The following is a 12,597-nucleotide window of genomic DNA, read 5'->3' on the forward strand; positions in this document are numbered from 1 at the left end:
AATGCGCGCTCCATACCCACTTTGATGAGGAACCAATGGGCGAGTTTGATGCCATCCGGCCGTATCACGATGATGAGGTGCCTGCGGTACTGCAGCGGTTACTGCAGGACAGAGAGCTGTTGCAGACACTGGCCGGATACCGCTTCCCACGCCTGAGTCGCTGGATGCCCGGTGTCAGCTGCCGCCTGGTCAGCGGTGCACTGCGCCGCGAGCTGCGGGGGGTGGACACGGTGCATGGACTGCAGCAGAGACTGGAGCCCTGGCTCGACAAGGTCATTGAAAAAAGCGCCCTGACCGTTACCTACAGCGGTCTGGACAACCTCAGCAAGACCCAGCCCCATCTGTTCCTGGCCAATCACCGGGACATTGCCATGGACCCGGCCTTCGTCAATTACGCGCTCTACCACAGCGGGCACCCCACGCCGCGTATCGCTATCGGCGACAACCTGCTGCAGCGCTCCTTCGTCAGCGACCTGATGCGGCTGAACAAGTGTTTCATCGTGCACCGCTCGGTGACCGGGCGCCGGGAGAAGCTGGCGGTGTACCAGACCCTGTCGGCCTACATCAACCATTCGATAGCCACTGGTCACTCCGTCTGGATTGCCCAGGCCGAGGGGCGTGCCAAGGATGGTCGGGACCGAACCGACACCGCGATCATCAAGATGCTGTGCATGAGTCGCAAGGGTGAGGACTTCGCCGACGTGATCCGTTCGCTGAACATAGTGCCGGTCTCCATCGCCTACGAATGGGACCCCTGCGACCAGATGAAGGCGCGGGAGCTGGAACAGCGCGAGCGCACCGGCAGCTATACCAAGCAGCCGGGCGAGGACGACAGCTCCATCGCCAAGGGGCTGACCGGGTACAAGGGACGGGTGCACATCGCCTTCGGCACGCCGCTGACCGGCGACTACGCCGATGCCAGGGCGGTGGCGGCCGAGGCGGACAGGCAGATTCTGGGGCTGTACCGGCTCTATCCCAGCAACTACCTGGCGGTGGAGCAGCTGGGCAGCGAGTTTGCCGAAGTGGACATCAGCGGCTGGCGCAAGCAATTTGCGCCCGAGGTGCTGAGCGGGGAGCAGCAGCGCTTCGAGGAGCGACTGGCCCAATGCCCCGCGGAGCAGCGGCTGTGGTGGCTGCGCCAGTATGCCAATCCCGTGCTCAGTCGGCAGGTGTCAGAATTGCGCGGAAGCGACGCTCAGCAGCAGGGCCAGGCCGAGGCATAGACAGCCGACCAGGCTGAACAGCCGGTTGGTCTTTCTGCTGGCCAGCGGCAGTTCTTCCTCCAGGGTGCCCGCATCGCTGCTGAGCAGGCGTTGGGCGCGGAGGGTACGCAGCTGGGTCGCCAGGATCAGCCAGCTGCCGCACAGCCCGTAGAAGAGTGCCAGGCTGTTCAGCACCAGTGCAGCATTGTTCAGATAAAATACCCACGCGGCCTGAAACAAGGGCATAGGAAAGTCTCCGATTGTTCGGTGTTCGTGACCTGCGGGCGTTATAGTTGTTGTGGCGGGTACAACGAAGGCGAAAGCCGAGCCAGCGCCGTCAAGGCGGGCCGACACCAGGAAAAAACGACGAGCAGTCTAGAGCAAATCGCTGCGAGGCTCGACCCGCAAAGCGGAAATCCGATGAAATGCCTGCCGTGCAACGATTGCCACTCAGGGCAGTCCAACGAGCACGACAGATCGAGGTCCAGCCGGTCACTCGGCCGGCATACAGACAGGATGGTGATTTATGAAAAAACGTATTCTCACGAGCTGCCTGCTCGGCCTGACCCTGGCCGTGGGTGGTTGCGCCTCCAGCCTGACCGGTGACACCTACAGTCGATCCGAGGCCCGCGCTCCCCAGACCGTGCGCATGGGCACCGTGGAATCGGTACGCCTGGTACAGATCGAAGGGACCAAGACCAACATAGGTACCGGCGCCGGTGCCGTCATCGGTGGTGTGGCCGGCAGTTCTGTGGGCGGCGGACGCGGCAGCATCATCACCGGCGTGCTGGGTGCAGTGGCCGGTGGCATGGCCGGCGCTGCCGCCGAGGAAGGCATCACCCGCAACCAAGGCGTGGAAATTACCGTGCGTGAAGATGGCGGCCAGACCCGGGCCTATGTCCAGGAGGTGGACAAGAACGTGTCATTTGCCCCGGGGGAGCGGGTTCGCATCCTGACCGTGAACGGGGTATCCCGGGTCAGCAAGTAGAAGTGACAGCGGGCCCGGCGTGAGCCAGGCCCGCAAGCCCGATCAGGGCTTGGTGGCGTCGGCCAGTGCTACGCTGGTCGGCTGGTAGGGTGTGAGGATGATCTCCACCCGGCGGTTCAGCTTGCGGCCGGTATAGGTGCTGTTATCGGCGCGGGGGGCGTTGTCGGCCATGCCGATCAGGTGTATGCGGTGGCGTTCGATGCCACCCAGACGCAGGACGCTTGCCACCGCCTGGGCGCGCTCCATGCTCAGGGACTGGTTCAGTTCATGACTGCCGTCGCTGTCGCTGTGTCCGACCACGGTGACGCGACTGCCGCTGTCGCTCTTGAGTGCCTGGGCCATCTTGCTCAGGGGGACCAGCCCGGAGGGCAGCAGCAGCGTACGTTTGGGATGGAAGTTGCCGTCAACCGGGATCAGCACCCGGATCTGTTCACCCTCACGCTCCACTTCATAACCCTGTTGCTTGGCCAGGGTGCTCAGGCTCTCGATACGCGAATCAGCCCAGGAGGGAGCTGGTTCCTGCGGAGCTTGCACGACTTCCTGTTTAGAAGAGCATGCGCCGACCAGTACAAGCGACGCCAGCATCAAGCTTTTTATGGTATTCATAGTTCCGTCCAGGCAGAAGGTAAAACGGTGGTGAAAAACGCTACACAGCTTAGCACCGAGTGGGCGGATTGTGGTCTGTCATTGCAGGTAATTCATCGGTTTATGAGAGATTCTTCAAAGGGGTTCACACAATGACAGCACCAACCGGTCGCCTCGCACTCTGCACCATTCTCAGTGTTGCCTCAATCCTGAGCGCTTGTGCTTCCTGGTCGCCCTGGCAGGGTGGCAGAGAGGCCGCAGCGCAGCGGGTCGCCGGATTGGTGGACAGGGCGGAGCCGCACTGGACCATCCGCGCCTGTGGTCAGGAGCACGATCGCCTGCTGGAACCCAGCGCCGAACTGAAAAGGCTGTTTGATGAAGTGGGGCAGCCGGGGCAGATGTCGATCTTCGCCGAGCTGGCGGTGACCGAGAAGGATGGCCGCTGGATGGTCGACAGGACCCACAGGGTCGAATCCACCGGGCGCGGCTGCATGGACACCAGTGCCGCTCACAGCCGGTGGGTCGGCTTCAGTCTGGCCGATGGCTGGCGGGTGGATGTAGGTGCCGGCGGCATGCTGTTGACCAGCGGCGATGCCGAGGATGGACGTCAGCTGTCGATGATCAGCGAGCAGCTGCCGGATGGCGCCCTGGGCTTCCGTGGCGTGCATGACCAGGGGCTGGAACTCTGGCTTTATCCCACCGGCTGCATCGAGCGCACTACCGGCGACTATTACCACCTCAGCGCCGTGCTGATCCGCGATGGCCAGCGCCTCAATGGATGCGGTTATCAGGGCGGAGCACCGCTCGCCGACTGACCCCCGGAGCCCCGGTCCAAAACCCTTCGCACCCGGGGCGGGTGCTCCTACGGTTCGGGGAGAGTTCCGGTTTGGATGTAGGAGAATCCCGGTTTGGATGTAGGAGAATCCCGGTTTGGATGTAGGAGCACCGCCCTCGGTGCGAAAGGGAGTCGAGCCAGAGCGGCGCTACCTTCGCACCCGGGGCGGGTGCTCCTACGGTTCGGGGAGAGTTCCGGTTTGGATGTAGGAGAATCCCGGTTTGGGTGTAGGAGAATCCCGGTCTCGGTGGTGCTCCTGCGATAACGCCTCGGCCCCGTCAGGCGCCGAGGTAGGCGCGGCGTACTTCGGGGTCGGCCAGCAGCTCCTCGCCGCTGCCCTGCATGACGATGCGGCCGTGCTCCATGACGTAGCCCCGGTCGGCCAGTTTCAGCGCCTGGTTGGCGTTCTGTTCGACCAGGAAGATGGTCACCCCCTGACGGCGCAGCTCCTCGATGATCTCGAAGATCTGCTGAATGATGATGGGCGCCAGCCCCAGAGAGGGTTCGTCCATCAGCAGCATGCGGGGTTTGCTCATCAGTGCCCGGCCGATCGCCAGCATCTGCTGTTCCCCGCCGGACATGGTGCCGGCCCGTTGCTGATAGCGCTCCTTCAATCGGGGAAAGAGTTCCAGGGTCGCCTTGAGCTGGGGCTGGACCTCATCCCGTGGCAGGAAGAAGGCACCCATGGCCAGGTTTTCCTCCACTGTCAGGCGGGAGAATACCCGGCGTCCCTCCGGCACTATGGCGATGTCCCTGCGCATGATATGGCAGGTTTCCCTGCCGACCAGTTCCTCGCCGTGGTAGCGGATGCTGCCGCTGGCCGGCGCGGGGTCGCCGCAGAGCGTCATCAGCAGGGTGGTCTTGCCGGCGCCATTGGCACCGATGAGGGTCACAATCTCCCCCTGCTGCACGTCCAGACTTACCCCGTGCAACGCCTGGATCTTGCCGTAGAAGGTGTTGACGTCAGTGAACGACAGCATCAGGTTTCCCCCAGGTAGGCCTTGATCACATCGGGGTGCCGGCGGACCTCCTCCGGCGTGCCGTCAGCCAGGGGGCAACCCTGGTTGATCACCACCACGTGATCGGAAATCCCCATGACCAGTTTCATATCGTGCTCGATCAGCAGGATGCTCAGGCCTTGCTCATCGCGCAGTTCGGCGATCAGCTCCTGCAGATCGGCGGTCTCCTTCGGGTTGAGCCCGGCGGCGGGTTCGTCGAGCATCAGCAGGGTCGGGCGGGTGACCATGCAGCGGGCAATCTCCAGGCGCCGCTGCTGACCATAGGCCAGGGTGCCGGCGGTGCGGTTGGCGACATCGGTCAGGCCCAGTCGCTCCAGCCACCAGGCCGCCCGATCCATGGCCTCGCGCTCCGCACGACGATAGCTGAGGGTCTTGAACAGGCCCGCCAGCATGTTGGTGTTGAGGTGCTGATGCTGGGCCACCAGCAGGTTCTCCACCACGCTCATCTGCTTGAACAGGCGCACATGCTGGAAGGTGCGCACCATGCCCTTGCGTGCCAGCTTGAAGCCCGGCAGACCGCTGACCTCCTCACCGCGGAAACGGATGCTGCCGGCGCTGGGCTTGTAGAACCCGGTCAGGCAGTTGAATACCGTGGTCTTGCCCGCGCCGTTGGGGCCGATCAGCGACACTATCTGACCTTCCTCTACGCGCAGGGCGACCTCATTGACGGCCAGCAGGCCACCGAAGCGCATGCACAGGCCGGAGACCTCCAGCAAAGGGGCTCCACTCATGATTTCAGCTCCAGATGCGGACGTTTCATTGGCAGCAGTCCCTGCGGGCGCCAGATCATCATCAGCACCATCAGCAGGCCGAACAGCAGCATCCGGTACTCGTCGAACTGGCGGGCAATCTCCGGCAGCAGGGTCATGATGATGGCGGCCAGGATGACGCCCAGCTGGGAGCCCATGCCGCCGAGCACGACGATGGCCAGAATGATGGCCGACTCGATGAAGGTGAAGGATTCGGGGCTGATGAAGCCCTGGCGGGCGGCGAAGAAGCACCCGGCAAAGCCGGCGAAGGTTGCGCCTATGGTAAAGGCATTGAGCTTGACTGCCGTGGGGTTGATGCCCAGCGAGCGGCAGGCCACCTCATCCTCGCGCAGTGCTTCCCAGGCCCGGCCCACCGGCATGCGCAGCAGGCGGTTGATGACGAACAGGGTGAAGAGCACCAGCACCAGGGCCAGGAAGTACAGGAACATGACCCGGTGCACCGAATTGAAGTCGATGCCGAAGAACTCGTGGAAGGTCTGAGCACCTTCGCTGGCACGCCGGCTGAATTCCAGTCCGAACAGATCCGGCTTGGGGATGTTGCCGATGCCGTTGGGGCCATTGGTCAGGCTGGTGAAGTTGTTCAGCAGGATGCGGATGATCTCGCCAAAGCCCAGGGTCACTATCGCCAGATAGTCGCCGCGCAGGCGCAGCACCGGGAACCCGAGCAGAAAGCCGAACAGGGCGGCCATGGCCCCGGCGGCGACCAGGCCGGTCCAGAAGCCGATGCCGAAATACATCGACAGCAGGGCGTAGGTATAGGCCCCCACGGCATAGAAACCCACGTAACCCAGGTCCAGCAGGCCGGCCAGACCCACCACTATGTTCAGCCCCAGACCGAGCATCACGTAGATGAGCACCAGGGTGGCCAGGTCGATGTTGCTGCGGTTGGTCAGGAAGGGCCAGATCACCGCGGCGGCAATGATGAAGCACCACATCAGTCGGTGGGCTGCCGGACGGGCCGCCAGTATGCTGATGGCGGCGGGCGTGCGTGGCAGGGCAGGGACGCGGTTCCACAGGGCAGTGAGGTGATCGCGGAACAGGTTGAACAGGAAGATGAACAGCGCGGCAGCGCCTATCTTCACGGCTACATCCATGCCACCGCCGATCAGAACCAGCCCGGTGCCCTGCTGCTGCAGACGGATGCCCATCAGCAGGCCACTGAGGATGACCACGACCACGGCGGATATCAGCGCGGGTTTGAGATTGCGCAGCATCATACCTTTTCCACCTCCGGGCGCCCGAGGATGCCGCTGGGGCGGAACAGCAGCACCAGGATCAGCACGCTGAAGGCGACCACGTCCTTGTATTCGGCGCTGAAGTAGCCGGCGGTCAGTGCCTCGGCCACACCCAGCAGGATGCCGCCCAGCACTGCGCCGGGAATGCTGCCGATGCCGCCGAGCACCGCAGCAGTGAAGGCCTTGAGCCCGGCCATGAAGCCGATGTAGGGGTTGATCACGCCGTAGTACATGCCCAGCAGCACCCCGGCCACTGCAGCCAGGGCGGCGCCGATGACGAAGGTCAGGGCAATGATGGCGTTGGTATTGATGCCCAGCAGGTTGGTCATCTTCAGGTCTTCGGCGCAGGCGCGGCAGGCGCGGCCCATGCGCGAGCGGGTGATGAACAGGGTCAGCAGGACCATGCTGATCAGGGTCACCACGAAGATCACGATCTGCATGTAGGACAGGGTGGCATGAAAGCCGGTGGTGGGACCTATATCCAGCCCACCGCGTACCAGGTTGGGCATGGCGATATCCCGCGAGCCCTGGGCCAGACGCACCAGGTTCTGCAGGAAGATCGACATGCCGATCGCGGAAATCAGCGGAATCAGTCGGTTGCCGCCACGCAGGGGGCGATAGGCAACCCGCTCGATACTGTACCCATAGGCGCTGGTGACCACCATGCTGCAGATCAGTGCGCCGGCTATCAGCAGCGGAAGGGACTCTATGCCCATCAGGGCGAGCGCGGCCAGTACGATGAAGGCGATGTAGCTGCCTATCATGTACACCTCGCCATGGGCGAAGTTGATCATGCCGATGATGCCGTAGACCATGGTGTAGCCGATGGCGATCAGGGCGTAGGTGCTGCCGAGGGTCAGGCCGTTGAGCAGCTGTTGAATCAGATAGTAGAACCAATCTGGCATGTCAGCATCCTTGACAGCTGGCCCGGTACCGCTGGGTGCCGGGCCGCAGGGGCGTTATTGGGTCAGAGCCGTTTTGCTGCCGTCCGCATGCCACTTGTAGACCACGAAGTTGAAGTCCTTCAGGTCTCCTTTCTCGTCGAAGGCCAGCTGGCCGGTGGGGGTATCGAAGGTGTTGCTGCGCAGGGCCTCGGCGACCTTGGCCGGGTCGTCGCTGCCGGCCAGGCGGATGCCGTCGGCAATGACCTGGACCGCCGCATAGGAGGGGAACACGAAAGGACCACTGGGATCCTGCTTGCGCTCCTTGAAGGCTTCCACCAGGTGGGCGTTGGCCGGGTCCTCGTCAAAGGCCTTGGGCAGGGTCACCAGCATGCCTTCGGCGGCATCGCCGGCAATGGCACTGATGTCATTGTTGCCCACGCCTTCGGGGCCCATGAAGGGAATATTGAGTCCCTGTTCACGCGCCTGGCGCAGGATCAGGCCCAGTTCCGGGTGATATCCGCCGAAATAGGCGAAGTCCACGCCGGACTGGCGCAGCCGGGCGATCAGCGAGGAGAAGTTCTTGTCGCCGGCGGTTACGCCGTCGAAGATCGGCACCTCGATGCCGGCTTCCTGCAGCACGTCGCGCACGGCAGTGGCGATGCCTTCACCATACTGCTGCTTGTCATGGATGACCGCGACCTTCTGCGGCTTGACCTGCTCGACGATGTACTTGCCGGCGGTCGGGCCCTGCAGGCTGTCCAGACCTATGGTGCGGAATACCAGCTGGTAGCCGCGGGCGGTGATGTCCGGGCTGGTGGCCGCAGGGGTGACCATGAGGATGCCCTCGTCCTCGTAGATGTCGGTCGCCGGCTGGGTGGAGCTGGAGCACAGGTGGCCGACCACGAAGCTGATGCCCTCGTTGACGATGCGGTTGGCCACCGCCACCGCCTGCTTGGGGTCACAGGCGTCATCGAATACCACGCCCTCGAGCTGCCGGCCGTCCACGCCGCCGGCCTTGTTGATCATGTCGATGGCCATGTTGGCGCCGGTGAACTGCATATCGCCATACTGGGCCACCGGACCTGTGACCGGGCCCGCCAGTGCAATCCTGATGTTGTCTGCGGCCAGGGTCAGGCTGCTGACTCCGGCAAGCGCAGTGACCGCGACGAACTGGAAAAGAACCTTCCGATGTGTCTTTTTCATAGCATATGCCTGTGATGTTATTGGAGTTGTACCCGGAACTGTAGCGGAGCCATGGGCGGAGGGCCAGCCCCTGCCTGCAAGTCGCGGTCCCCGTGTGCGATATCCCGACGTTACGGCCTCGTGCCCCGTCTGGGCGTCCCCGTCCAGGCGCCCCAACCAGGCACCCCCAACTAGGCGTCCCCAACCGGTGGCGGTACCATGCCGGCCCATGCAATCAGAGGAAATCCCATGACCACGCCGAATGAAACCTACGCCGCCATCGTCGGCGCCACCGCCCGCATCGACTGGAAAGACCTGGAGCCGCATTTCGCCCGGGGCGAGTTGCTGGAGGTGGACGCCAGCCTGGATCTGGTGGAGGTGGCCCAGGCGCTGATCGACGACAACAGTGCAGTGGTGAAGGGCTGGATGCAGCAGAACCTGCTGACCAGTCTGGCTGACGCCCGGGCGGCGGACTGGCATCAGCGCGACCCCGACACCCTGTGGGCCGTGGTGATCCGCCCCTGGGTCCTGGTGCAGGAGCGAGCCGCCGGCAGCGCAAAATAACCGCGATTGTTGCCGGTCGATCAAGCGCGGACATAGCGCTGGCGGGTCACCGCGGCGCACGGCATGCTCGCCGGGTTGCTTCCATCACTCTCGACAGGAGAACTCGGACATGCAGGAATTCAGGAACAAGGTAGCTGTGATCACCGGCGGCGGCAGTGGGCTGGGTCGCGAACTGGCGCTGTGCTGCGCTGCGCGGGGCATGAAGCTGGTACTGGGCGATGTGGACGAGGCCGGCATGCAGGAGACCCTGCGACTGGTCGAACAGGCCCACCCGGGAACCGAGTCGGCCACCATGCGCCTGGATGTTTCCAGGCTGGAGCAGGTAGAGGAGCTGGCGGCCCTGTGCCGCAGCCGTTTCGGTGGTGCCCACCTGGTGTTCAACAATGCCGGCGTCAGCGTCAACGGCCCGATCTGGCAGAACACCGTGGACGACTGGGACTGGGTGCTGGGCGTCAACCTCTATGGTGTGGTCTGGGGCGTCAAGGCGTTCACCCCCATGCTGATCGAGCAGAACGAAGGACACATCGTCAACACCGCCTCCGCCGCCGGCTGGCTGAACGGTCCCAGCAGTGGCATCTACAACGTCAGCAAGACCTCCGTGGTGGCCATCTCCGAGACCCTGGCGCTGGATCTGCGTGATGCCGGTGCCAATGTCGGCGTGACCGTGCTGTGCCCGGCGTTCTTCCCCACCGGCATTCACATGTCCGACCGCAACCGCCCGGCAGACAAGGCCGACACCGCAGAAAAGACCGAGATTGCCCTCAAGCGCGCGGCCGCCCTCAAGTATGCCGTGGAGCACGGCCGCATTCCCGCGTCCGACATCGCCGAGATGACCCTCAAGGCCGTGGAGAAGGATCAGTTCTATGTGTTCCCGCATCGCAAGATCAAGCAGCTGATCAAGCTGCGGGCCGAGGCGGCAGACCGGGAGCAGGGCGTCTTCGATTCGCTCAATCCCGAGGCCTGAAAAAACGCGGGTGCAGATAATCTGCACTCGAGCGGGAACCGGGGGTCAGAAATTGGGATGTCCTCAACAATGGAGAAAAAACCCATGCGACTGATCTACCTTGGTATCCCGCTCATGGCGGTCATGCTGGCTGCCTGTGGCGACGACGAACGTGATGATCGGGTACACGAAGAGCCCATCCCGACCACCACCGATGAGTACAACACCACGCCCGGCTCAGCCCCCATGGACACACCCCCGGCCAATGGCACCGGCGGCAGCATGGGTTCAGGCAACTCTCCGGGGACAGGGACCTCCACCCAGCCGGGCATGGATGGTCAGACTGCTCCCGGCACCGGCACCGGCACCGGCACCGGCACCGGCACCGGCACCGGCACCGGCACTGGTACTGGCACAGGCACTACCGGCTCCGGCTCGGGTACGGGCACCAGTACTCAGTAATCAGGCCGTCCTGCGCAGCCGGGGCGCTTGCGTCCCGGCCGACAGGAACCCTTCTGCCGCCTGGGCCACCGCGTCACAGGCGGCTTCGTTTTCCAGCTCCAGAAAGTGCCCCGCCTGGCGGATGGTGACGTACTCCGAGCTGCGCACCAGATCGGCAAAGTGCAGCGCGTCCGTGGGTGTGGTGTGCTCGTCCAGCTCCCCGTTGATGAACAGCAGGGGTACATCCACCTGGCTGGCGCAGACCATGAAGCGCTCGGCTCCCAGGGTGGTCAGTTCGCGGATCTGATGCAGCATCTGGGCATACTCGAGCATATCCAGGGAGGCCACATGGCGGAAATTGCAGCGCCTGGCTGCCGGCGGCAGATACCGGCCCAGGGTGTCATTCACCAGCTGCGCCATGCGCTGACGATCACAGGTGGCGAGATATTCGGAACCCCGCTCCAGATAGGCGAGCATGGCCGGATTGAGTATGGGTGAGAAGGAGCTGAATATGGCCCGCTCGATCGTTGCCGGACGTTGTGCCAGCGCCCGCAGGCTGGCCACGCCGCCCCAGGAGAAGGCCATCAGCTGATCGGCCTCGAAATGCTCGATCAGATCGAGCACCACCTGCGCCTCATCGCGCATGTCCAGCACCTGCATGCCGGGATTGAGCGATCGGGATTCGCCGCAATAGGGCTGGTCGAAGGTGACGACATTGCAGTGCCGGGCAAGAAACCCCAGCGCGCGGTTGAATGACTGACTGGTGGACAGCGAACCGTGTACCAGCAGCAGGGTGCTGTCGCTGTGCGGGTGGGCGTGAAAGCGCACCCGGACCCGCAGGTCGCCGTGCACACGCACCACCATCTTTTCTGAATACATGTCGCTACTCCTGGAAGATGTATCGCCGGTATCAAGTAGAACCCAGCCCGATTACAGACCCGTTTCACCGCCCCCCGTTCCACATAAATGTCCGCAACCGCAGCGCTACACCTGCTGATACGAATCAAGGGGAAGATGGCGCGCATAAGTCGGTCAAATGGCGTAGGCTCAGATGGAGTCCTGAATGACGAGGAGAGTTCCATGCAGATACAGGTCTACAGTGATAACCGCATCGAAAACAGCAGCAAGCTCGTGGAATGGGCCAGCGGCGCAGCACAGGCCAAGCTCCAGCGTTTTGACCAGGAGCTGACCCGGGTCACGCTGCATATCACTGACGAGAACGGCGAGAAGGCCGGTGCCCAGGACAAGCGCTGCCAGATCGAGGCACGGGCCAGGGGGCTGCAGCCCATTTCCGTCACCCACAAGTCCGACACCATCCGCATCGCCGTCGATGGCGCCCTGGACAAGCTGCACGCCGCGCTCACCAGCCAGCTGGGCAAGCTGCGTGATCGACGGGCTGCCACAACCGCAGCCGATCCCGGCGAGGGTGCCCGTCAGGAGGCCCTGATGGAAGAGGATTACGGTGGCGAACCGGAGTCCGACCAGTAACCCTCCCCCGCGCACCCGTCCGCGGGGATGGGTGCGCCAACCAGTTGCAGCCAGTTGCAGCGGATTTCGATGGCTGACGGACCGCCTTAGAAGACCCTGCGCCGGCCCAACCTGATGGTGCAGTATTGTCAGTATGTGGACTGATACGGAAGCCGACTGCTCATAATGCCGACTCGCTCACAGCGAGACGGGGCACGATAGGGAATAATGCCCGGGCCGTAGTTCGCTGTAACGGCAATACCGTTACTGAACAAGGACCTGCGGATGTTTTCCCCCGCCAATGAAGCCCACTTCACCCTGGACCTGCCCGGCCTCGAGCACGACTTCCGGGTGCTGTCGTTCCGCGCTCACGAAGCCATCAGCCAGTGCTACCGCATCGAACTGCAGCTGGTCAGTGACCAGCCGGACCTGGATCTGGAGGCCCTGCTGCAGCGCAATGCCTGGCTGGGTATTCAGCATGG

16 protein-coding genes are annotated in these 12,597 nt (G+C 63.5%); 8 read left to right on the forward strand and 8 right to left on the reverse strand.

What is annotated here, in order from left to right:
* Positions 1–35 precede the first annotated feature (35 nt).
* Positions 36–1,223: a 1-acyl-sn-glycerol-3-phosphate acyltransferase gene (locus BM046_RS03025; protein ID WP_090536803.1), complete on the forward strand. Its 1,188-nt coding sequence runs from the start codon at positions 36–38 to the stop codon at positions 1,221–1,223.
* On the opposite strand, the gene BM046_RS03030 is transcribed toward BM046_RS03025, so the two are convergent.
* On the reverse strand, positions 1,173–1,448 hold the full coding sequence (locus tag BM046_RS03030) for a hypothetical protein (RefSeq protein WP_090536805.1): 276 nt from the start codon (positions 1,446–1,448) through the stop codon (positions 1,173–1,175). The genes BM046_RS03025 and BM046_RS03030 overlap by 51 nt on opposite strands.
* Positions 1,449–1,728: 280 nt before the next feature.
* Between BM046_RS03030 and BM046_RS03035 the strand changes: the two genes are divergently transcribed.
* Positions 1,729–2,190 carry an outer membrane lipoprotein gene (locus BM046_RS03035; protein WP_090536807.1) on the forward strand — a complete coding sequence of 154 codons (462 nt, stop codon included), beginning with the start codon at positions 1,729–1,731 and terminating at the stop codon, positions 2,188–2,190.
* 42 nt (positions 2,191–2,232) lie between these two features.
* On the opposite strand, the gene BM046_RS03040 is transcribed toward BM046_RS03035, so the two are convergent.
* A complete protein-coding gene (locus BM046_RS03040; protein WP_177197770.1) occupies positions 2,233–2,724 on the reverse strand; it encodes an OmpA family protein in 492 nt (163 codons plus the stop codon).
* A 203-nt stretch (positions 2,725–2,927) separates the two neighbouring features.
* Between BM046_RS03040 and BM046_RS03045 the strand changes: the two genes are divergently transcribed.
* Positions 2,928–3,590: a hypothetical protein gene (locus BM046_RS03045; protein WP_143084138.1), complete on the forward strand. Its 663-nt coding sequence runs from the start codon at positions 2,928–2,930 to the stop codon at positions 3,588–3,590.
* A 298-nt stretch (positions 3,591–3,888) separates the two neighbouring features.
* On the opposite strand, the gene BM046_RS03050 is transcribed toward BM046_RS03045, so the two are convergent.
* The 5 genes from BM046_RS03050 to BM046_RS03070 are packed head-to-tail and all read right to left on the reverse strand — an operon-like array spanning position 3,889 to position 8,721.
* Complete coding sequence (locus tag BM046_RS03050) at positions 3,889–4,590, reverse strand: ABC transporter ATP-binding protein (protein WP_090536811.1); 702 nt, start codon at positions 4,588–4,590, stop codon at positions 3,889–3,891.
* A complete protein-coding gene (gene livG, locus BM046_RS03055) occupies positions 4,590–5,360 on the reverse strand; it encodes a high-affinity branched-chain amino acid ABC transporter ATP-binding protein LivG (RefSeq protein WP_090536813.1) in 771 nt (256 codons plus the stop codon). The genes BM046_RS03050 and livG overlap by 1 nt, the downstream gene beginning before the upstream one ends.
* Positions 5,357–6,613, reverse strand: coding sequence for a high-affinity branched-chain amino acid ABC transporter permease LivM (locus tag BM046_RS03060; protein ID WP_090536907.1), 1,257 nt, complete (start codon positions 6,611–6,613; stop codon positions 5,357–5,359). Before BM046_RS03060 ends, livG begins: the two co-directional genes overlap by 4 nt.
* Complete coding sequence (gene livH, locus BM046_RS03065) at positions 6,613–7,539, reverse strand: high-affinity branched-chain amino acid ABC transporter permease LivH (protein ID WP_090536814.1); 927 nt, start codon at positions 7,537–7,539, stop codon at positions 6,613–6,615. The genes BM046_RS03060 and livH overlap by 1 nt, the downstream gene beginning before the upstream one ends.
* A gap of 54 nt (positions 7,540–7,593) precedes the next feature.
* On the reverse strand, positions 7,594–8,721 hold the full coding sequence (locus BM046_RS03070) for a branched-chain amino acid ABC transporter substrate-binding protein (protein WP_090536816.1): 1,128 nt from the start codon (positions 8,719–8,721) through the stop codon (positions 7,594–7,596).
* 228 nt (positions 8,722–8,949) lie between these two features.
* Between BM046_RS03070 and BM046_RS03075 the strand changes: the two genes are divergently transcribed.
* From BM046_RS03075 to BM046_RS16095, 3 genes are all read left to right on the forward strand, one after another.
* Positions 8,950–9,264, forward strand: a complete 315-nt coding sequence (locus BM046_RS03075; protein ID WP_090536818.1) for a DUF2288 domain-containing protein — start codon at positions 8,950–8,952, stop codon at positions 9,262–9,264.
* Positions 9,265–9,373: 109 nt separating this feature from the next.
* Positions 9,374–10,228, forward strand: a complete 855-nt coding sequence (locus tag BM046_RS03080; RefSeq protein WP_090536819.1) for an SDR family NAD(P)-dependent oxidoreductase — start codon at positions 9,374–9,376, stop codon at positions 10,226–10,228.
* Positions 10,229–10,312: 84 nt separating this feature from the next.
* Positions 10,313–10,669 (forward strand): hypothetical protein, encoded by a 357-nt coding sequence (locus BM046_RS16095; RefSeq protein WP_143084139.1) that lies wholly within the window; start codon positions 10,313–10,315, stop codon positions 10,667–10,669.
* Here the strand turns inward: BM046_RS16095 and BM046_RS03090 are convergent, their stop codons facing one another.
* Positions 10,670–11,527, reverse strand: coding sequence for an alpha/beta fold hydrolase (locus BM046_RS03090; RefSeq protein WP_090536821.1), 858 nt, complete (start codon positions 11,525–11,527; stop codon positions 10,670–10,672). It abuts the gene before it with no gap.
* A gap of 201 nt (positions 11,528–11,728) precedes the next feature.
* On the opposite strand from BM046_RS03090, the gene BM046_RS03095 reads away from it, so the two are divergent.
* Together BM046_RS03095 and BM046_RS03100 are read left to right on the forward strand one after the other, a co-directional pair.
* Positions 11,729–12,136 (forward strand): HPF/RaiA family ribosome-associated protein, encoded by a 408-nt coding sequence (locus tag BM046_RS03095; protein WP_090536822.1) that lies wholly within the window; start codon positions 11,729–11,731, stop codon positions 12,134–12,136.
* Positions 12,137–12,400: 264 nt separating this feature from the next.
* The coding region (locus tag BM046_RS03100; RefSeq protein WP_143084140.1) for a hypothetical protein at positions 12,401–12,597 on the forward strand (197 nt) is incomplete at its 3' end.

It is taken from the genome of Halopseudomonas formosensis, assembly GCF_900115905.1.
Classification (GTDB): Bacteria; Pseudomonadota; Gammaproteobacteria; order Pseudomonadales; family Pseudomonadaceae; genus Halopseudomonas; species Halopseudomonas formosensis.